Annotated in this window: 17 protein-coding genes; 4 read left to right on the forward strand and 13 right to left on the reverse strand. The window is 44.3% G+C overall.

The genetic code is table 11. From position 1 onward, the window contains the following. Window positions 1–19 precede the first annotated feature (19 nt). Window positions 20–1933: a methyl-accepting chemotaxis protein gene (locus HF888_RS08990; protein ID WP_007016985.1), complete on the forward strand. Its 1914-nt coding sequence runs from the start codon at window positions 20–22 to the stop codon at window positions 1931–1933. Here the strand turns inward: HF888_RS08990 and HF888_RS08995 are convergent, their stop codons facing one another. From HF888_RS08995 to clpB, 7 genes are all read right to left on the reverse strand, one after another. Then, window positions 1934–3130, reverse strand: a complete 1197-nt coding sequence (locus HF888_RS08995; RefSeq protein WP_007016986.1) for an MFS transporter — start codon at window positions 3128–3130, stop codon at window positions 1934–1936. Continuing rightward, entirely contained in the window at window positions 3130–4923 is a 1794-nt protein-coding gene (locus tag HF888_RS09000; RefSeq protein WP_007016987.1) for a Vgb family protein, read from the reverse strand. The genes HF888_RS08995 and HF888_RS09000 overlap by 1 nt, the downstream gene beginning before the upstream one ends. After that, on the reverse strand, window positions 4920–5873 hold the full coding sequence (locus tag HF888_RS09005; protein ID WP_007016989.1) for an NAD-dependent epimerase/dehydratase family protein: 954 nt from the start codon (window positions 5871–5873) through the stop codon (window positions 4920–4922). Before HF888_RS09005 ends, HF888_RS09000 begins: the two co-directional genes overlap by 4 nt. A 102-nt stretch (window positions 5874–5975) precedes the next feature. Further along, window positions 5976–6335, reverse strand: coding sequence for an AEC family transporter (locus HF888_RS09010; RefSeq protein WP_007016991.1), 360 nt, complete (start codon window positions 6333–6335; stop codon window positions 5976–5978). A 118-nt stretch (window positions 6336–6453) separates the two neighbouring features. Next, window positions 6454–7476 (reverse strand): AraC family transcriptional regulator, encoded by a 1023-nt coding sequence (locus tag HF888_RS09015; RefSeq protein ID WP_007016992.1) that lies wholly within the window; start codon window positions 7474–7476, stop codon window positions 6454–6456. 46 nt (window positions 7477–7522) lie between these two features. Beyond that, window positions 7523–9469, reverse strand: coding sequence for a methyl-accepting chemotaxis protein (locus tag HF888_RS09020; RefSeq protein WP_007016993.1), 1947 nt, complete (start codon window positions 9467–9469; stop codon window positions 7523–7525). A gap of 165 nt (window positions 9470–9634) precedes the next feature. Further along, window positions 9635–12253, reverse strand: a complete 2619-nt coding sequence (gene clpB / locus HF888_RS09025; RefSeq protein WP_040297540.1) for an ATP-dependent chaperone ClpB — start codon at window positions 12251–12253, stop codon at window positions 9635–9637. Between the two features lie 153 nt (window positions 12254–12406). On the opposite strand from clpB, the gene HF888_RS09030 reads away from it, so the two are divergent. From HF888_RS09030 to HF888_RS09040, 3 genes are all read left to right on the forward strand, one after another. Next, window positions 12407–13249, forward strand: a complete 843-nt coding sequence (locus tag HF888_RS09030; protein WP_007016995.1) for a DMT family transporter — start codon at window positions 12407–12409, stop codon at window positions 13247–13249. 23 nt (window positions 13250–13272) lie between these two features. Further along, window positions 13273–14091 carry a type 2 periplasmic-binding domain-containing protein gene (locus HF888_RS09035; protein WP_040297541.1) on the forward strand — a complete coding sequence of 273 codons (819 nt, stop codon included), beginning with the start codon at window positions 13273–13275 and terminating at the stop codon, window positions 14089–14091. Between the two features lie 238 nt (window positions 14092–14329). Continuing rightward, window positions 14330–15265, forward strand: coding sequence for an NAD(P)H-dependent flavin oxidoreductase (locus HF888_RS09040; RefSeq protein ID WP_007016997.1), 936 nt, complete (start codon window positions 14330–14332; stop codon window positions 15263–15265). 94 nt (window positions 15266–15359) lie between these two features. On the opposite strand, the gene choV is transcribed toward HF888_RS09040, so the two are convergent. The 6 genes from choV to betI all read right to left on the reverse strand — a co-directional run bounded on the left by choV (window position 15360) and on the right by betI (window position 22230). Then, the gene (gene choV, locus HF888_RS09045) at window positions 15360–16538 is read right to left on the reverse strand and encodes a choline ABC transporter ATP-binding protein (RefSeq protein ID WP_007016998.1); all 1179 of its coding nucleotides are present in this window, start codon (window positions 16536–16538) and stop codon (window positions 15360–15362) included. Between the two features lie 9 nt (window positions 16539–16547). Then, window positions 16548–17378, reverse strand: coding sequence for a choline ABC transporter permease subunit (gene choW / locus HF888_RS09050; protein WP_007016999.1), 831 nt, complete (start codon window positions 17376–17378; stop codon window positions 16548–16550). Between the two features lie 87 nt (window positions 17379–17465). Then, on the reverse strand, window positions 17466–18368 hold the full coding sequence (locus HF888_RS09055) for a choline ABC transporter substrate-binding protein (RefSeq protein WP_007017000.1): 903 nt from the start codon (window positions 18366–18368) through the stop codon (window positions 17466–17468). Window positions 18369–18456: 88 nt separating this feature from the next. Further along, window positions 18457–20124 (reverse strand): choline dehydrogenase, encoded by a 1668-nt coding sequence (gene betA, locus HF888_RS09060; protein ID WP_040297544.1) that lies wholly within the window; start codon window positions 20122–20124, stop codon window positions 18457–18459. A gap of 25 nt (window positions 20125–20149) precedes the next feature. Beyond that, the gene (gene betB, locus HF888_RS09065) at window positions 20150–21613 is read right to left on the reverse strand and encodes a betaine-aldehyde dehydrogenase (RefSeq protein ID WP_007017002.1); all 1464 of its coding nucleotides are present in this window, start codon (window positions 21611–21613) and stop codon (window positions 20150–20152) included. A gap of 20 nt (window positions 21614–21633) precedes the next feature. Next, on the reverse strand, window positions 21634–22230 hold the full coding sequence (betI, locus tag HF888_RS09070; RefSeq protein ID WP_007017003.1) for a transcriptional regulator BetI: 597 nt from the start codon (window positions 22228–22230) through the stop codon (window positions 21634–21636). Window positions 22231–22416: the final 186 nt, after the last annotated feature.

The raw sequence follows: 22416 nt of genomic DNA on the forward strand, positions 1-22416 counted from the left end.
AGCAACGTGAGAAGCCATTATGTGGAACAACCTAGCCATTCGTCACAAATTATCATTGGCCATCGCTGCAGCTTTACTGCTCAGCGTGATCATCTCCACTTGGATTAGCAATAACGCCATGCGAGAAATGGTCATTGGGCGCATAGAAGTTGAGGAAATTCCAGCCTCACTAAATGCGGTAAGCAATGCCATCGCCAAAGAAATCAATACGCCACTGGCCATTTCCAAAGCCATGGCACAAAATACTTTCTTGAGGACTTTTCAAGAACAAGGCGAGCCAGAGGATCGCCTAGGCGAAATTCAAGAATATCTGGCCTCCATGAAAAACCAAAATAATGCCATCACAGCCTATCTTGTCTCAGGCAAAAGCAACAAATATTACACGCACAATGGATTAGATCGATTCGTCGATCAAAGCGGAGATCCATGGTTTTTTGCTTTCAAAAACGACAATACACCCTACACCCTAAATATCGATATTGATGACAGCCTAAAAAAACTCGCACTATTCATTAACGCACGCACTCTTTCCGGAGACTCACTAGCTGGTATTGGTATCGACTTCAACGAAGTCGCCAAAATGGTTCGGAATTATAAAATCGGTGAAAATGGTTTAGTCATGATCACCGACCCCAAAGGCAACATTCTCATACACCCAGACCTTGAAGTCGCAACAGGTACACCTCTAGACAAACAGATAGGTGATAAGGTCAGTCAAAAGCTTCTGCAAAAAGACGACTCCACGGTCATGGACAGCTCGGGCAAAAGCGATAACATTATGGCTGCGAAATTTATTCCCAGTCTCAATTGGTTTGTCGTAGCTAAAGTGCCTGAGAGCGATTTATATGGCCCGATCAACCAGACCTCTATTGAACTCGTCGTTGTTAATGCAGTCGTCGCAATCATTCTTATTGGCCTAGGTCTATGGATTGCAATTGGCGTCTCTAAACCTGTCCATAGAGCCGCTGAAATGCTGCGCATCATCGCATCAGGCGACGCCGATTTAACAAAGAAAATGCCCGTCAATGGCAATGACGAAGTGGGTAAGCTCGCTAACTCATTCAATCTATTCATTGACCAACTGGCCAATTTAATTCGCGCTGTCGCCTCCAACGCACAAAGTGTTAACAATCGCTCCAAAGACTTATTAGGCGCTGCAGAAACAACACGCTCCAATACAGAGGAGCAACAGCAAAGCGTTGACATGGTCGCTGCTGCCATCAATGAGATGGGATCTACCGTTGAAGAGATCGCAAGAAATGCAAACGATACTGCCAATGCAGCAAAAATGGCTACTCAGGAAAGCGAGGAAGGTCAAGTAGTGGTCAACAAAGCCGTAGCAGGCATCAACAACCTATTCGAAAAAGTCCAAGAAGCTTCTTCAGCAGTAGAAGAATTGGCCGCCGATGTTGGTAACATAAGCAGCGTACTAGAGGTGATTCGAGGTATCAGTGAACAAACGAATTTATTGGCGCTGAACGCCGCCATAGAAGCAGCGCGCGCAGGAGAGCAAGGCCGAGGTTTTGCCGTAGTAGCAGATGAAGTAAGGACTCTAGCGCAGCGCACACAAGAATCCACAGAAGAAATCAATAAGATGATTGATAAGCTTCAAGGTGGGGCACAAAACGCGGTTGGTGCAATAGAATCCGGCCTAGATACCGGCAAGAACTCTGTAGAGTACGCTGGACGCGCCGGCGAATCTCTACAGCAAATCACGCAAGCAATTATCAATATCAGTGACTTGAGCACTCAAGTGGCAACCGCCACAGAGCAACAAAGCTCTGTAGTAAACGAACTTAACAGTCATATTTTAAACATTAAAAATATGTCAGATGATACTGCCCAGCAAAGCCAGACTATCAATAATGAATGTGCCGGCCTTTCAAAAGACGCAGATAAACTCAACCAGATTGTGGGTAATTTCAAATTTTAATCATCCTGTATGCAATGAGCAAAATGCTTTCATAGATTTCGCTCCTACCCATATAGTTAGCGTGCAGGTAACAAACAAAACACTGATCACATAAAGACTCATACTTGGGCCCATAAACGCTGCAATCGCACCCGCCATCATTCCTGATGCAGCGGAAACCACCTGACTAATAATCGTGTACATACTCATCACGCGACCACGCAGTTGCTGCACTGCCTGGCTTTGAATGGACGCCACAATAAAGCTGACAACAATCCCTGCACTTGTCGTCCCGAGCACGAGAATGAAACAGCTTAACCAAAGCTGCTCGACAACGCCCAACAGCCCGATACTAAAACCACAAACAAAAAGTAGAATCACTATAGCCTTCCCAATAGGCAACCTTGAACGTAAAGCGATAGCTAAAAGACCACCCATAATTAAAGAAACCGCAATCAAACCTAAATAATTACCTGTTTGTACCTTAGTTAGACCTAAGTTTTGCTCTGCAATCTGCGGCAAAATCACCTGCATTGGCCCCATCATTAGATAACCGATAATTGCAGCTAACAATAATTGTATTAGCAGAGGCTGAGTGAACAACTGCTGAAAACAATCCCGCCATTCTTGGCGCAAATTTTGGTGATGTAAACGCTTATGTTGATTTGGCCCCTTAACAATTAAAAGCGAAGAAACGACAAATGCGACAAACACGATAGTTAACACCCAAGGCCAACCCATAGCATCGCGAATCTGGGTCAGTAGAATGGGTGCCAAACCAAAACCAAGCATAACCAATAGATTCAAAATCACCGTTGATTTTGCCAACACTTCTTCATGCCCTTTTGCAAATTGAAAGAGATAAGCAAAACGTGACGGTGCAACAAATGCCCATGCCACACCGATAAAGCCAGAGGCTAATAAAAACAACCAAACCAATTTCTGCTCTGGATTGATAACCACCCAAAACATTAAGGCAGCACCAAAAATAAAAAAGTTTTGCGCTAGCAGTAGTACTCGTTTAGCACTGTATCGATCAATATAGGCGCCAGCCACCCAACCAAAAACAATCGGTGGACCAAAACAAAGTCCGTACGCGACACCTGCAATCAGAGAAGACTCGAACAACTCCAGACTGTAGAAGATAGCGGAATAATTAAGAATGTGTCCTGCTACGAAGGCTAAGAAGCAAGACACATAAAATACAGATACTGGCATTATTTAGAATCCGAAAAACCGACAGGTTCCAATACAATCAAGCTGGGTTGTGCATCCTCAATATGCCAGCTTGGGAAACTAGAATTGGTTGTGTATACCGTACCATCACCTGCAATTTCCACATCACGAGTGAAGGTTACTCGCTTAGACATTGGGTAATGCTGCCACTGCTGTGTTGAATATTGATACGCATACAAAGCATCGGATGTATTACCGTTAACCCAAACAATTTTTCGCTGTTTATCAATGTTTAATGAATACGGCGTTTCACTACCAATAGGGTTTACAGGTATATCAAAAAACTCAAATATTTCTTTATCCGAGTCAAAGCGAACAATCTGAGACTCTGGAAACGCAGCGATCCAAATACCGCCATCAGCGTCGACACGCAAACGTCTCGGACCATGGAACGGTGTTTCATACATTGTCAATTCATTTGTTTGCGGATCAATTTTACCAATACTATCGGCGTGTAAACGGGCAAACCAAACCGCTCCATCTGGTGCGATATCCAAACCATAAGGCAAAGGCACCCCGGTACTATCACGATCCACAGGAGCCCAATTTGCAACTGGTAAACCCCAGCTCATCAATTTTAGTAGCACACCCATAAACGTTACGGTTATGGATTCACGGAAGCTACGGTTAGGTAAATCAATAATCGTAAATTCCTGCTTACTGCGATCAAACTTGCCCACTTGATTCGACAACGCCAAGGTAAACCATACGTTATTATCATCGTCGATACGCAGCGTGTGCGGATAATAACCATCATCCATATGATGATTGGTCCATTCTTTAGTGCGCGGATTAAATTCGATTATGCGCTGCTGATAAGAAGCTGTGATAAAAACATTGCCATCGATTGGACTTTCAGCAAAACTGTGAATCCCTGCAAAGGTCTCATGCTTTGGAAATTCTTTCAGACGCGCTCCGAGTAAACCGCCGTACTGATCCCACTCTTCTCTCGGCAGTTTATATACCTGATACTCCCCGGTTTTTGGGTTAATTTCGTACATGCGATCCTGAAGATTATCGCCGACATAAACTAATCCACTGGAGTGATGCAATAGGTCATGCATTTGCGAAAAGCTATCGCCAATGGGCCAATTCGTAATATTTGCTTTGCTTAAATATTGCTCCCACTTTGTTCCTGCAGGAATAAGCTCTGGATTGGCATTGAGCTTTCCATACTCCTTATGCAATAACTCAGGCAAAATGACCTGAGCATCATCCGCTAGACGCGCGCCGTAATTAACCATGCGATAGATGGTTTCCTCCCAGCTTTGAACACTGCGATCACGACGTAAATACATACTACCTTGCTGGTGACAAAACCCGCACTGCATTATGTAGTGCTTCTTTAAATCTTCCTCCATATCCAATGCATGCAACCAAGTATTGGCTGGTCGTGAAGCAGCTAGCGCAATCAGATCAGTCTCTTTCTCTAACACTAAAGAGAAATTTACATTTGCAGGCTTCTCAATGGTGAGGTCTTTAAAACCAGGCTTGCGCAATCTGTAACGAATAAGTTGCTCGCCTGAAAAACCATCCGAATCGATTAGTCCCAATTCCGATGTGAATCCAGTATAGGTTGGGTTAGATCGATGTGTCTGACCAACAGGTGGATAACCACTATCTGAACGATCAAGGGTATAACCGGAAACCGGTGTCGCCGATACCATCACCAAAGCCAAAGGTTGCTGCTGTTCATCAACAACCGTTATCTTTGCAGCCTTTACAGACAACGCGCAAAGAATCATTATCAAAAACGTGAAAAGTTTAGACATCATGATTGTTGATACTCCTTATTGCTTTGCGCCAGAAAAGCTTCGAAAGCTTCTGAAGTGGTTTTTCTTGGCTTATATTCAAACGTTGACTTAATTTTATTGTTCGATAGTACCGGACGATACTGAATAAACTTAACTTGCTCGGGGCCGTACTGAGACAACCCTAAAGGTTTCAAAATCACCAGCAACGACTTCACAACAATCGCAGGAATTGATAAATAAGGCTTGTTTAAGCGTTTCGCTATCTCTGGCATGGTCAATACACCATCGCCTGCAACATTGAATACACCTTCGACTTCAGTGACGCAGGCTTCTATAAGGTATTCAACTAAATCATCCACCCAAATAATGACAAATGGAGACAAGCTTCCACGAATACCCAGAATACGTTTTTTCTCAAACATATTAGTAATGGGGTTTTCAAAATTCGGGCCTAGCACGGTACCGGGACGAAGGATGACCTGTTTTAGTTGAGGATGGCGCTCACGGTATTCGGCCAAAAGATTTTCAACCAAGCGCTTATGGCGAGAGTAAAAGTAATCGTCGTTACCACGCACAGGATCAGCCTCTTGAATCCACTCAGGATTATCCTGCCAGTAACCATAGGCGGCACCACTTGAAGTGACGATGAATTTATCAACCCCAATTTCTACGCAAGTTGACAATAACTGCTCTGTAGCCGTCACATCAATCTCAAACGCTTCGCTTTCACTCATACTATCAGGCAAACGAATCACACTTGCCAAATGTACAACAACATCTGGCTCTACTTGCTTTATCCACTGTAAAAACTGTGGATTACGAATATCAAAGTTTCGATGAGTAGAATCCACAATGTAAGGAAGGTCTTTAAGAGCCGTGGTATATAGATCCACATCTCCTCTTGACGACAACGCTTGAACTAAACGTGTGCCTATATCGCCCGCTGCGCCTGTCACTAAAATTTTTCTCATATTTATTTTTCCTGTAAATATCGACGCGCTATCACTGCAAAACCTAGCCCTGAAACAATATGCCACGTACCCCAAAACGCACTAATGAGCGCCATACCGTATTCACCACCAAACTGTGTAAAAACAATGGCTATTGCCAACGATGAATTTTGCATACCCACTTCTAGCGTTACCGCCACCCAAATGCGTAATAAAGTTTGATAATGCACCGCCAGGGCAGGCCGCCACTAAAATCATGCCTAGCTCTATTCCGGCAGGTAGATCAAGCAATAACGTAAGTAGACATGTAAATGCAGGCAAAAGAAGAAATTGAGCCAACAAACCCAATAGAGGAGCCTTTGGCTTTTTCAGAATAGGGGTAAAGTCCCTCGGATGTAGATCCAACGCGAGACCTAAAATCATTAATGCGAGAACGGCATTAAGCATCCAATGCTGGGCGCTGTCATATTGAATTTCAGGCATAAAATGCAGCCAAACCTCGAACCTATCTGATATTACTTAAGTCTAGACAAGTGGCTTGACCGTGTACTGACAGCTCAGGTCAGCGTATTGGCATGTAAAGTCAATTAATTAAAAGCTATCAGTGGCGCATGGTTCGAAATTGTTTGGGCGTCACCCCAGTCCAGCGTTTAAATGCCCGTTGAAATGCACTTTGCTCACTGAACCCCAAACGCTCACTAATGAAGATCATCGGATTCTGAGTTTGCTTTAAATAGGTCATGGCTAATTCCTTTCGAATACCATCCAGTACTTGACTGTAGCTAGTGCCAAATTCGCTGAGCTTACGCTGAGTGCTACGCACACTCATACCCATGTATTCAGCAACCTCTTCAATATCAGGCACATGATCGGGCAGAGTTTTCAATAAAAAATCCTTGATGACCTCTAGCGGGGAGCTAAAGCTTTGCTGAGTCAACAATGATTTGGCGTGCTGCATTAAGATTTGATATGTCTCTCCATCTCCATGGCGCAAAGGACTTTGCAGCAACCCATTATCGATTTCTAGAGAATTCGATTGCGAGGAAAATTCCACCGGACAACCGAAATACTCGCTATATTCTGCAACATTCCCAGCGACCGAATGAGTAAACGTGACTTTTATGGGTGAGTAATCTGGCTGATTAATTAATACACGAGTGAGGCTTACCAACCCAGCAATTATCATTTCAGATACATTGTGACTGCAATCATAGGCAGGGACCCATTGCAGTATACTTTTCGACTCATCAGCACTTAACATGGGTGCCCCCATGTTTCCGGATAAAGACTGGAAACGATATTGCGCGTCTAAAGCCGCCATTACGTTGGGGCAAGTCAGCGCAATCAAACCTAATATCCCCCAACGATCAGGTTCAAACTGTTGCCCCAAATGAAACCCCAAATGCTCATCACAAATCTGCCCAGAAACAAAATGCATCAAGGCTTCAAAACGCATCACGTCAATGAGTAAGCGACTGTCATTAAGCTGGGACTCAGAGAGACTACCTTGCTCAAGCAACTGGCTTCGTTTCAATCCATGCCGCTCTGCATAATTGATTAGCGCTCTCACAGGTTGAACAGCGATTTTGGGGTGTAAATCTAGAGATAAATTAGGCCTTTCCATAGCCAAATCAAATCATATTGGCATGAAAAGTCAACTACCCTTGTACTCACACCTTAAACCGCTCGACGAGAGACGTTAATTCCTTGGCCACTCCACCCAGAGATTTTGAGTTGTCTCGCAATTCTTCCGCGCTCTCATTATTGTTTGAAGCCTCTTGGTTGATAGCAATGATATTCTTCTGAATTTCTTCACCCACCTGATATTGCTCTTCAGCAGCGGCCGCGATTTGCGTAGTCATGTCACGGATACGAGAAACTGATGCTTGAATAGAACCAAACACTTCACGGGTTTGCTCAGTTGCTTCCACTGTACTGCGCGAGTGGTTTGTACTGCTTGCCAGCTTATTCGCCACATTTTCTGTTTGTGTAGTCAGAGTTGATAGTAGATTGTCTATCTCTTCCGTTGACTCAGCTGTTTTACCAGCCAATGTGCGTACTTCGTCTGCTACGACGGCAAAGCCACGTCCTTGCTCACCAGCACGAGCTGCCTCAATCGCAGCGTTTAATGCCAACAAATTCGTCTGTTCTGCAATCCCACGAATCGTGTCCAAAATACTAGTAATATTTCCGCTTTGCTCTACCAAGGTCTCCATAGCTTGATTGGAGTCGGCAAGAACTTCCTCGAGGCTATGCACCGACGACGCTGTACTATCAATATAGCGCTGACCCTGTTCGACATAGCGTTCGCTTTCGTCTGCCGCTTGCGCCGTTTCACTGCAGCTTTTAGCCACTTCGTTGGACGTAGCGACCATTTCATCGAAAGCGGTGGTAACTTGCTCTATTGACCGCACTTGATGATCTGCGCTTTGCCCAACCCTGTCAGATAGGACATCAGCTCTTTCGGCCTGCTCTTTAATATCTACTGCACCACTTTTAATTTCTTTCACCAGCTGGTGGACGATTTCTATAAACTGATTGAAGGCTCCTGCCATTTTACCGGTTTCATCTTGCGATTTGATACGCATTCGTTTGGTTAAGTCCCCTTCCCCTTGTGCCACCTCTTCCATATTTTCTGTCACACGTTGTATGGGTCGACTGATGATCGATGTCATCCAAAAACCTACCGCAATGAATATCGCTACTAGCACCACACTTACTAGAGCAATTGATGCTTCGAGTCGACTAGATGCGGCGAACACTTCACTAGCAGGCTTCAAACCAATAAATTTCCAGCCGGTATGATCCGAAACAAAACTCCTAGCAAACCACTCACGACCATTTAGTTCGATTTGCGCTAATCCCTCAGAGTTAGCCATCTTAACGTACTGATCACCCACATCTTCGGGCTTTTTAAAGTTATTATCAGGGTTCGCCGCATCGGCCAAAATATTTCCTGTATCTTCAATTAGAATCAAATAACCTTCTTTACCGAAGCGCACGGAATTTACAATTTGCGTTAAACGCCCCAAGCTTACATCCAATGCCATTACACCTTTCAAGCCGCTAGAGGTCGTAAAACCATGGGTATAGCCAAGTATGGGATCACCTGTCAGAAAGTCCTTGTAGGCTTCGGTGCGATTTGTCTCACCATTGCTCTCGCGCGACTGTTGATACCAAGGACGCTTCACAGGATCGTATTCGCTTAAACTTTCCTGCGGCCACTGTACATAGCCAGAATCATCCAAGCCAAGATATACGTAAGCAAGCCCCTCTTGATTCGTTCCAAAGTCTTCGAGCAATTTAAACGCTTCAGCCTCGGCGGAAGAACCCGCCAACGCATTCATTTTGGGTGCATTTGCCATGGTGTATTTTGCAGTCGATGAGTCCAATGCTCTTAGCTGCTCAGTATCGGCCAAAAACTCCACATCTGCGGCTAAACCATCGAGATACATATTGAACATTTGGTCAATCTTAGCAATCTCACTAGTACTCTGATCCTGAAATGCTTCGATTGCACTATCACGCGCTTGCAGCGTTGCCATGATAGAAACAATCAGTACAGGCAATACAACCGCTGAGATAAGTAAGACAAGAAATCGGGTACGTATGGTCATGACACACCTAAATGAAACAAACCTTTCTATTAAGTTATAGCTGATATTTTGTACAAGTAAGGCTAATACATTAGATATTTCACGAATAAAAAAAGCCAGCGCATATGAGCACTGGCTTTTTTTGCTTTTAACGACATGTAACTGTAAACAGCATTAATACACTGATCAGTGAACCGTTTGCGCCACCGTAAACGACAATTGATCACCGCTTACTTCTGCAACGATACGATCACCGGGCACGAACTTACCAGACAGAATATCTTGCGCCAACGGATTTTCGATCCAACGTTGAATACTGCGCTTCAGTGGACGAGCCCCGTATACCGGATCATATCCAACCTCAACCAAGCGATTGATTGCTTCATCACTCAATTGCAAACTTAGCTCACGCTCTTTTAAGCGCTTCTCAAGCTCTTGCAACTGGATTTGTGCAATGCCTTGGATCTGCGATTTTTGTAGTGGATGGAATACAACTACCTCATCAATACGATTGATGAATTCAGGACGGAAATGACCACCCACAATTTCCATCACTGCCGATTTCATTTCTTCGTATTCTGTATCCGTTTGCTCTTCCCCTTGATTGTGGTGACTCATGGTTTGAATAACATCACTACCAAGGTTAGAGGTCATAACCAATACCGTATTTTTAAAATCAACGGTGCGACCTTGACCGTCTGTTAACTGCCCATCATCTAGGACCTGAAGCAAAATATTAAACACATCAGGGTGCGCTTTTTCGACTTCATCGAGCAAGATAACGCTATACGGTTTACGACGAACATGCTCAGTTAAGTAACCGCCTTCTTCGTAACCCACATACCCCGGAGGCGCACCAATTAAACGTGCAACGCTATGCTTTTCCATAAATTCCGACATATCAATACGCACCATGGCGTCTTGAGAATCGAACATAAAGGTAGCCAATGCTTTGCAAAGCTCCGTCTTACCAACACCTGTTGGACCAAGAAAAAGAAAACTACCATTGGGCTTACGTGGGTCGCTTAAACCCGCACGGCTACGACGCACTGCATTAGATACAGCCGTAATCGCATCGTCTTGCCCGACAACATGTTTGTGTAGCTCCTGCTCCATACGTAAAAGCTTTTCGCGCTCGCCTTCAAGCATTTTTGCCACCGGCACACCAGTCCACTTCGAAACCACTTCCGCGATTTCTTCATCGGTAACGCGGTTGCGCAATAGTTTAAATTCATTGCTGCCTTTTTCAGCTTTTTCGGCCGCTTCAATCTGCTTTTCCAATTCTGGAATTTTGCCGTATTGAAGTTCCGACATCCGCTGAAGATCACCTGCCCGTCGAGCTTGCTCCATTTCAACCTTGGCTTCTTCCAGTGCCTCTTTTGCCTGCTTACTACCTTCAAGAGACAACTTTTCTTGCTTCCAAACGTCTTCTAGTTCGACATACTCTCGGCCTAACTTGTTAATCTCACCGTTGATCTCATTCAGGCGTTTTTTACTGCCTTCATCACTTTCCTTATTAAGCGCTTCTCGTTCAATTTTCAGTTGAATCAAACGACGCTCTAAGCGATCCATTTCTTGGGGCTTACTGTCTATTTCCATTCGAATAATGGACGCGGCCTCATCAATCAGGTCAATGGCTTTATCCGGCAATTGACGATCGGTAATGTAACGCGTTGATAACTTGGCCGCTGCAATAATGGCTCCATCAGTAATTTGCACACCATGATGTACCTCGTAGCGCTCTTTCAAGCCTCGTAATATGGCCACAGTATCTTCTTCTGATGGCTCGTCTACCAACACTTTTTGGAAACGACGCTCAAGTGCTGCGTCTTTTTCAATATATTCACGGTACTCATCAAGCGTAGTAGCACCAACGCAATGCAGTTCGCCGCGACTTAAAGCTGGCTTCAACATGTTGCCAGCATCAAGAGCGCCGTCAGTTTTACCAGCGCCTACCATTGTATGAATCTCATCAATGAACAAGACGATATTACCTTCTTGTTTACTGACTTCTTTCAAAACATTTTTCAGCCGCTCTTCAAAATCTCCTCGGAATTTAGCCCCTGCTAACAGGGAGCCCATATCCAAAGACAAAATGCGCTTGTTACGCAAACCTTCTGGCACCTCTCCATCCACAATACGCTGCGCTAAGCCTTCAATAATGGCGGTTTTACCAACACCAGGCGCTCCAATTAAAACTGGGTTATTCTTTGTGCGACGCTGTAGTACTTGAATAGTGCGGCGAATCTCATCATCACGACCAATCACCGGATCAAGCTTACCCTCTTCAGCTCTTGCTGTTAGATCAACGGTAAACTTATCGAGTGCCTGACGATTATCTTCTGCGTTAGGGTCATCAACCGATTCACCTTGGCGCACAGTATCAATAGCCCGCTCTACTTTTTCTTTATTTAGGCCCAAGTCGTTCAACGCTTTACCTGTGTCACCTTTCTCTTCAAGAGCGGCCAATAACACAAGATCACTTGAAATATATTGATCACCTCGCTTTTGCGCCAAACGATCCGTAAGGTTCAGTACTCGACCAAGTTCTGAAGAAACACTTAGATTTCCATCAGGGCTACTAACGACAGGTAAGTTACCCAATACCCCTTCCAATTTCTGACGCAACGAACCAGCTTGAACCCCTAAACCTTGCAATAAAGGACGAATGCCACCTGGTGCCTGCTCCAACAAAGCTAAAAGCAGGTGTGCTGTTTCAATTTGATTATGGTCTTTGCCCAACGCTAGGGACTGAGCATCAGACAAAGCTTGCTGTAAGCTACTGGTAAACTTTTCCATTCTCATGAGCGATGCCTCATACGTTCAATTTGCTTATGGCTAAGTAATGGTGGCTGACTAGTTTTTTTCAAGTAACCAATGGAACAAGTTCTTTCACGACTTTGACTTGGGTCAACAACTCAACACTGTATAATGCGCCGTTTTAGATAAATGACTTCTATGCCCAATCAGGTATTACAAGGGGCTCTCTTGATTCTAGTCGGAGAAGCCTTGCTCGCCATAATGGGTGCTATCATTAAGCACCTTAGCCAAGAATTACCTACCGAGCTTATTGTGTTCTACCGCAATCTATTTGGCTTATTTATGCTGGCGCCATTGCTCTATCACAACGGCCTCAGTTCACTAAAAACGCACAGAATTCATCTACATCTATTACGGGCTGCTGTGGGCCTTACCGCCATGTACGGCTTTTTTTATGTCATCGCACATATGCCTTTAGCAGAAGCCTTTCTAGTTAAACTCACCACACCATTTTTCTTGCCTATTATTGCTGGCATTTGGCTGGCCGAAAGTATTTCACGACGCAATATAGTAGCGATTATCATTGGCTTTATCGGCGTGGTATTTATCCTAAAGCCAGGAACCGAGAACTTTACGCCAGTGGCCTTAATTGGCTTGGGTGCAGCATTCTTGGCCGGCGCGGCAAAGGTCTGTATTCGTAAAATGGGCAATACTGAAAGCTCAGTAAGCATCGTCTTTTACTTCGCCGCCATCAGCTCTTTACTATCGGTTATTCCTCTGTTTTGGGCTTGGCAGTGGCCTCAAGCACATCATTGGCCATGGATCGTTTTAATGGGTATTGTGGCCACTATGGGTCAGCTCGCCCTAACACGCGCCTATCGTATAGCCAATCCCGGCCAAATCGGTCCATATGTGTATAGCTCAGTTATTTATGGGGCAAGTTTGGGTTGGATCGTTTGGGGCGAAACACTGCTCATTAGCACACTAATTGGCAGCGCATTTATCGTCATTGCAGGACTTTGGAATATAAAACGGCAATAACCTCTTTTTTCATATGAGTTTTATTGCTAGATTTAAAAGATCGAGCTTGGATGAAACTCATTATGCTAAAGCACTGGTTTATTGCAATCTTGCTGGCAGTTAATGCGCCCATCACGCTGTCTAATGAATCAAAACCAGCCACCATCATCAGCGTTGGCGCATACGAATTCCCTCCTTTCTTTGAAACCAGCAATGGCACATATGGCGGTCTCACACCACTATTACTCGATGCCTTCAATGAAATACAAAATGATTATGTCTTCAAGCTTACTCTAACCAGCCCCAAACGACGCTATATCGATTTTGAACGAGGTCGCATCCAAATGCTGTTCTTTGAAGACCCCAAATGGGGCTGGAACGGTTACCCCGTGGTGACAAGCGAGGCTTTTTTAAAAGGCGGAGAAGTGTTTATTGCTAGAAATAACAAAACGACAAACAAAACCGCTTTCAAAAATATCGAGCAACGGCGTATTACAGCTATGCTTGGCTATCATTATCAGTTTGCAGATTGGGACAGCGATGCCAAACGCCTTAAGGAACGCTTTAATATTAGTCTACTCAGTCACTCAGGAGCCATTATCAAACAAGTTGTTAGAGGCAAAGCTGAAATTGGCATAGTCAGCAAAGCGTTCCTAGACCGCGAACTATTCAGAGATCCTAAACTAAAAAAAGTACTCGTTTTCTCCGACTTTTATGATCAACATTATTCCCACCGTGTCATACTCGCCAGTGATGCCAATATTTCTATTGAAACCATCAACTCGATTCTGAAGAAGCTACACAAAAACGGGAAACTAACAGAAATATTCTCCCAGTTTGGTTTATCTCCATCACCACTCTGATGATCTGTTTTTCGTTGAGCTTAACTATGTTCGAATCACTACTCGGAGAATTTACCCCCTCAACTCAACAACAAAAGTCACAACCTGCGGGATCCAACACTGAAGTGATTGCAGCGATTTTGAGTATTCTGATAAAGCATTGAATCATTTAATCAATACTTTTAGCCGAAAATACCCTTCCCACTAAAATCATCTAGTTTAAGATGGACATAAAGAAATAATAATTATAAGTGTGTCCATGACTTTATCAGATCGACTTTCGCAGCTACCACTCCCCATCATTTGCGCCCCAATGTTTTTGGTAAGTACGCCTAAGCTTGTCATAGAGTGTTGTAAAAGTGGTGTCGTCGGCAGCTTTCCTGCTCTCAATGTACGACCTCAGGAAAAACTGGACGAATGGATTACAGACATAAAAAGCGCGCTTGATGAATTCAAGACATCCAACCCTGAGCAAGTTGTCGCTCCCTTTGCGGTCAATCAAGTGGTACACCCCTCTAATTCTCGCTTAGCAGCTGACCAAGCCATCATCGCGAAACACCAAGTCCCACTGGTCATCACCAGCCAAGGCAACCCATCAGACATCGTTGAGCAAGTCCATTCTTGGGGAGGGCAAGTCTTTCACGACGTGATTAAAGTATCCCACGCTAAAAAAGCCATTAGCGCGGGTGTCGATGGTCTCATATTAGTCACAGCCGGTGCAGGTGGTCACGGAGGTACACTCAATCCTTTCGCGTTTGTTCGCGAAGTCAGATCGTTTTGGGATGGCCCCATTATATTGGCTGGCGGCATCAACGATGGTTTTGGCATTAAAGCAGCACAATCCCTAGGCGCAGATATGGTCTACATGGGTACGCGATTTATTGCGACACAAGAAGCTCAAGTGGATCAAGACTATAAAAACATGCTCATAAAATGTGCCATTGAAGATATTGTTTTTAGTGATCACTTTACTGGCGTGCATGCTAATTACTTAATCCCTTCTTTAGAACGCGTTGGTATTAATGTTCAAGACCTAATCAGTAAAGGCAAAGTCGACTTGGACTTGGGCAATACAAACTTTTGGACAGATATTTGGAGCGCTGGACATGGTGTGGGTGGGATAAATGATATTCCAAGTATTCAGGAACTCACCAATAAATTGCTAGCGGATTATAAAACTGCAGCGATGCTATAAAGATTAAATGCAATAAAAAACCCGCCAAACAAAGCAATTAAGCTAGGAGAGAGCTTGGCGGGTAAAACCGGATACAACGAAAAGCTACAAGGTATTAGTCTTCGTCTAATAACTTCCCTAATAATGCATGATAAATATCTTTATCACCCACATAGCCCACGACTTTATCATTCTTATGCAATAACACACCGTGGCCAGTGTGATAGCGCAATTCCATAATATCTTTCATGATGGTTTCGACGGGCACCATAGCTGGTTGCTTTGGTAGAGTTTCAATACTGCCCTCTCCATCCCACTTATGGACGGGGTAAAACTGATCCCCCAGGCGCACACGAGCACTATCAATACCACTCTTTAGTTCCAACCAATAGTCATGACGATGACTCAAGCAATATTCTTCACCCTCTTGCTCAAGAGAAGAAAGCGAACGCATAAGTGAATGCCCTTTCACTACATCAACGGGGTTAGTATGGGCAACAAAATCACGCACATAATCATTGGCAGGATTCAATACAATATTTTCTGGTGTATCGTGCTGCACAATTTCACCATCTTTCATGATGGCAATGTGATTGCCGAGCTTTAACGCTTCATCCAGATCGTGACTCACAAAAACAACGGTTTTGTTGAGCTTGGCTTGCAAGCGCAATAGTTCGTCTTGTAATTGTGCGCGAATCAGCGGGTCCAGTGCGGAAAATGGCTCATCCATTAAAATAATGTCGGTTTCCATAGCCAAGGCACGAGCAAGTCCAACACGTTGCTGCATACCGCCAGATAGTTCCGATGGTTTTTTATCGGCCCATGGCGTAAGGCCAACCAATTCCAACTGCTCTTCTACTTTTTCGCGAATGAGCTTTTTATCCATGCCCTTTTGCTCAAGACCAAAAGCAACATTTTGTGCAACCGTTAACCAAGGCATTAGCGCGAATTTCTGAAACACCATGGTAATGCGCTCCATACGAACTTGGCGCTGTTCCGCCTCGCTCAAGGAATTAAAATCCTGCATGCCATTTTCGGTATCGAGATGTACGCTACCGCGTGTAATCGGGTTGAGACCGTTCGCGGTTCTTAAGAGACTGGATTTGCCAGAGCCGGATAGACCCATAAGCACACAGATTTCGCCTTGCTCAACTTTCAAATTGGCGTTGCGAACACCCGCAGTGCAGCCGGTTTTTTCTAAAATTTCGTTTCGGCTAACGCCACTATCAAGCAATGGCAATGCTTGATCCACTTGCTTACCGAACACTACATCTAAATTCTTAAACTCTATCATGTCGGTCCTCTACTTCGTCTTAAACAAGCGGTCGAGAATAATAGCCACTAATACAATCGCTAGACCTGCTTCAAAACCAGACGCGATATCTACTGTATTCAAAGCACGTACAACAGGTTTACCTAAACCATCTGCACCAACCAAGGCGGCAATAACAACCATTGATAGCGACAACATAATGCACTGAGTAATACCCGCACGAATGCTAGACATGGCAGCAGGGATTTCGATTTTCACCAGCAAATTTTGCTTGGTACAACCAAACGCTTTACCCGCTTCCAATAGTTCTTTAGGTACCTCGGAAATACCCAAATAGGTTAAACGAATAGGTGCAGCAATCGCGAAAACAATGGTAGAGATTAAGCCGGGCACCACGCCCAGACCAAACAGTGTTAGGGTCGGAATCAAATAAACAAACGGCGGAATGGTTTGCATCAAATCGAGCACGGGACGAAGCACACGATACAGCCAAGGTCGATGAGCCGCGGCGATACCAATAGGCACACCAATTAAAACACAGAAACCGGTAGCAAATATAACTAAAGAAATCGTCTCTATAGTTTCTTGCCAATACCCTAGATTCCAAATCAACAACAGAGAGGCCACAATAAAAATAGGTGTTCCCCAGCGGCGCTGATACCAAAATGCAAACGCACCCACAATCAGAATGAACAGCCAAGGTGGCATCACTGACAAAAGATCCACCAAGCCAACAATCATGGTATCCAATACAATCGACACCCAATCAAAAAAGCTTCCGCCATGATCGATTAAAAAATCCATCATGCTTTCTGCCCACTCCCCAATTGGGATTTTGTTTTCCGTAATAAAACTCATCATTTATTTACTGCATTGATTCATTAACCTGCTTACGCAAGCGCTTGAGCCATGGTGATGAATATCACCATGGCTAGGGACGGGACTAGATTAAATCTCGAGAGCCGCTTTTACCGCTGGTAGCGCCGGCTTACCATCTTTGGTTTCTACACCTTCTAGCCAATCATTCAATACGGCTGGATTCTCTTTCAACCAATCTTTAGCTGCTTTCTTAGGCTTTTTGCCGTCATCAAGAATCGCCGCCATCACTTGGTTTTCTAACTCTAGAGTGAAGGTCAGGTTTTTCAGCAACTTACCTACATTCTTACACTCTTCAACATAGCCTGTACGCACATTGGTAAAGACATTTGCGCCACCAAGGTTAGGACCAAAGAAATCATCGCCGCCTTCCAAATACGCAAGTTCAAAGTTTGCGTTCATTGGGTGCGGTTCCCAACCAAGGAAAACGATCCACTTGTCACGACGGGTGGCACGTTTAACCTGAGACAACATACCTGCTTCAGATGACTCAACCACATCAAAGTCCTCTAGACCAAATGCATTTTGGTCGATCATGCTTTGGATCAAACGGTTACCGTCATTACCAGGCTCAATACCATAGATCTTACCGTCAAACTTATCTGCATATTTGGCAATGTCAGCAAAGCTTTTTACCCCAGCGTCATAAACATACTTAGGTACCGCTAAAGTGTACTTAGCACCAGATAGATTTTTATGGATAGTCTCTACCGTACCGCGTTCACGATAAGCTTTGATATCCCCTTCCATTGTTGGCATCCAGTTACCTAGAAATACATCGATATCTTCGTTTTCAAGGGATTTGTACGTAACAGGAACTGACAATAATTGCGTTTTGGTGTCGTAGCCCATACCTTCTAAAACGGTAGAAGCGATGGCTGTGGTCGCTGTAATATCAGTCCAACCAACATCAGAGAAACGAACCGTATCGCATTGATTTGCTTGGCTCGTAAGTGAAGCACTCATAAGCGCCATTAGAAGTATCGATTTAAGTTTCATCATTTTTCCTTGTTGTTGTGTGTTATCTAGTACTATCTCGTTTACCCGAATGGTTTTATACGAGTTATGCGTTAGGCCTTTGTTTTTCTTGCCAATCCATTGCGTATTTCACTGCTGCATTTGAAGCCGGCATCGTGCCTTTACCTTTTATTAAATCTGCTGCTCTCTCCGCCACCATAATTGTTGGTGCATTCAAGTTTCCATTTGGAATCGTCGGAAAAATCGACGAATCAACAACACGCAATCCTTGAATACCCCGCACCTTGGTTTCGGAATCAACAACAGCCTTATCATCTTCACCCATTTTGCATGTGCAGGATGGGTGATATGCACTTTCTACGTTTGCACGCACAAAGGCATCGATTTGTTCATCCGTTTGAACATGTTCACCCGGTTGAATTTCTCCATCACGAAAATCATCAAACGCAGGTTGATTAATGATTTCTCGCGTCAATCGAACACAGTCCCTAAAGCCTTGAATATCATCTTCATGCTGTAGGTAATTAAATAAAATCTCTGGCTTTGCCATAGGATTTGAAGACTTCACATGTACGTGGCCACGGCTTTTCGGTTTATTGTGTCCAATATGTACTTGGAAACCATGTCCATCGAACGCTGTACGACCGTCATAACGCATGGCCGCAGGCAAAAAGTGATACTGCAAGTCAGGGGCTTTTATGCCAGCTTTAGAACGAATAAAACCGCAAGATTCAAAATGGTTAGTTGCACCTAACCCTTTTTTGGTAAGAAGCCAGCGTGCACCAATAAGGCCTTTATTAAACCAATCTAGCTTGCTATTTAAAGTAATCGGCTGCTTACATTTAAATTGGAAATAAAACTCCAAGTGGTCTTGTAAGTTTTCACCAACACCCGGCAGTTCATGCTTGGTTTTAATTCCCGCTTTAGAAAGCACTTCTGGATTACCAATACCAGAAAGCTGAAGAATATGTGGAGAACCTACCGAACCCGCGCTTAGAATCACTTCTTTATTGGCTTTTACTTGGTGGCTCATTCCCTTGCGAGAGTATTGCACGCCCTCGGCTTTTTTCGCTTCTAGCAACACCTTTTCAACCACCGCATGGGTAACCACGGTTAAATTAGGGCGCTTCATTGCTGGGCGTAAATATGCATTGGCGGTAGACCAGCGACGACCATTCTTTACAGTCATATGCATTGGACCAAAGCCTTCTTGTCGCGCACCGTTATAGTCATGGGTGAAGTCATATCCGGCTTCTTGCCCCGCATCGACGAACGCTTTATACAACGGATTCTTCATCTCGTTACCATTATTCACGCCAAGAGGACCTTCAGAGCCACGGTACTCATCACCGCCAAACGCCCAGGTTTCTGCTTTTTTGAAATACGGCAAGCAATGGGAATAGTCCCAATCTTTCGCACCCTGTTCTTCCCACTCGTTAAAGTCTTCCGCATGACCACGAACGTAAACCATGCCATTAATCGAACTGGACCCACCTAACACTTTACCGCGCGGACAATGCATGCGACGGTTATCAAGATAGGGCTCGGGATCCGTTTCAAATTGCCAAGCATACTTATTCGTATTCATTGGAATCGATAATGCGGTTGGCATTTGAATGAAAATACTTTTATCACTACCACCGGTTTCCAATAGCAATACAGAAACATTTTCATCTTCGGTCAAGCGGTTAGCCAACACACAACCCGCTGAACCTGCTCCCACTATGATGTAATCGAACTGCTTCATCATCATGCTCTCTATAACGTGACTTCAAACCCTAGAACGGGCTTTCAATTTTATTCATACCCATATAAACCGATTTCACTTGGGTATAATGATTCAGCGTAATGGTGCCGTTTTCTCGGCCGATACCGGATTGCTTATAACCACCAACAGGCATCTCAGCAGGTGACGCACCATAAGCATTGATCCAGCAAATACCGGCTTCAATTTGGTGAATCACACGGTGTGCTCGTTGAATATTCTGAGTAAAGACACCTGCAGCCAACCCGAGATGAGTATCGTTAGCACGTTTGATTACTTCCTCCTCATCATCAAATACCAATACCGACATGACTGGACCAAAGATTTCTTCTTTTACGATGGTCATGTCGTCGGTACAGTCGGTGAAGATGGTTGGCGCAACAAAATAACCATTTTCGAAACCTTCGATCTTCATGGCCTCACCACCGGCTAGTAACGTTGCATTTTCGGCCTTGCCTTTTTCAATGTAATCCAATACCAACTTGTGATGTTTTTCTGAAATCAGTGCGCCAAAGTTTGTTTCTGGATTCATTGGATCGCCAGCAACAATATTGTTTTTCGTGCGTTCGGCTAGTTGCTCTAGAAACTCATTCAGAATACTGCGGTGAACAAAAACACGTGTTCCGTTCGTACATATTTCACCTTGGGTATAAAAGTTACCCAGCATGGCTGCGCTTACCGCTTGCTCAATATCAGCATCATCAAAAACAATCAGCGGCGACTTGCCACCTAATTCCATAGTGACTTCTTTCAAGCTCGAAGCAGAATCCGCCATGACTTTTTTGCCCGTTCCCACTTCACCTGTGAAGCTCACCTTGGCGATATCAGGATGGGAGGTGAGCATCTGACCAACTCGATAATCCCCTTGAATGACATTAAACACACCTTTAGGCACACCAGCTTCTATAAAAATTTTAGCGAGCTGAATCGCCCCCATTGGTGTTTCTTCGGATGGTTTAAAGATCATGCTATTGCCAGCCGCGAGTGCCGGTGCCGATTTCCAGCAAGCGATTTGTATTGGGTAGTTCCATGCACCAATACCTGCGCATACACCCAATGGTTCGCGACGGGTGTAATAAAAGTCTCCGCCTAAATCTTGTTGATTGCCTTCAATGCTTGGGGCTAGACCGGCAAAAAACTCAATAGCATCTGCGCCTGTAACGACATCCACCTCGACCGCTTCCTGCCAAGGCTTACCAGTATCTTTAACTTCAAATTCAGCTAGCTCGTCATTGCGCTCACGCAACAACTGCACCGCTTTCAATAAAATTCGACTGCGTTCGATACCTGTCATGGCAGCCCATTGTTTTTGACCTGCGATGGCGGACTCAACGGCCTTCGCCATCACATTGTCATCCGCTTGCTCTACTTTATAGATCACTTCACCCGTTGCCGGGTAAATCACATCAAAAGTTTCGCCATTGGCATTGCCAAGAAACTCGCCATTCACAAAAGACTGGTAGACAGGTTGACTCATCTCTTTCTCTCTTCTTACGACTATTGCTGATCGAAACTACGCACAGTGCGATCAATAAATTGTTTACACATGGATACGGCTTTTTTGCCGTCTAAAGGCGCTTGGCTTAATGCCCAACGCAACCACAAACCATCAATCATGGCGGCTATGGCTTGAGCGGTTTCCGCTACATATTCTTTTGGCACTAACTCATTCAACGAATAGCGCAAATTCGATAACAAGCGTTTTTCGTTCACTCGCTGCAATCGAGCCAACTCAGGGTCGTGCATGGACTGAGCCCAGAACGCAAACCAGGTTTTTGCACCACGGTCTGAAACCTGAACTTGTCCAAAATTAGCCTCTACAATGGCGTATAAGCGCTGCATTGGATCAGGATTACTCAACTGATTAAGCTGTTCTTTCAATTCATCCTGCAGGGATTGCAACAGATAGCGAACCGTCGCTTCCAACAGACCCTGTTTTCCACCGAAGTAATGACTAATAATGCCAGTAGACACACCCGCTTTACGGCTAATGGTGCTTATGGTCGTTGCATGTAAACCAAACTCTTGAACCGAATCTAATGTCGCTTCAATTAGCTGTGCTTGGCGTAGAGGCTTCATTCCAACTTTAGGCATACATCTCCACCCTTCCTGTGGATTCATTATTTTTGAATGAACGTTCAATTAAAATAAATATAAAGCTTTGAATTAAAAGTATCAAGCTTGATTCCCCATCAATTAATCTCTCCAAAACACGCCCGAAAGGCTTACCAGCTGGGCGAAAGGCCATTTGCAACTATTCAATACAACCCTCTAATTTTA

Source organism: Bermanella marisrubri (genome assembly GCF_012295615.1).
Lineage (GTDB): Bacteria > Pseudomonadota > Gammaproteobacteria > Pseudomonadales > Oceanobacteraceae > Bermanella > Bermanella marisrubri.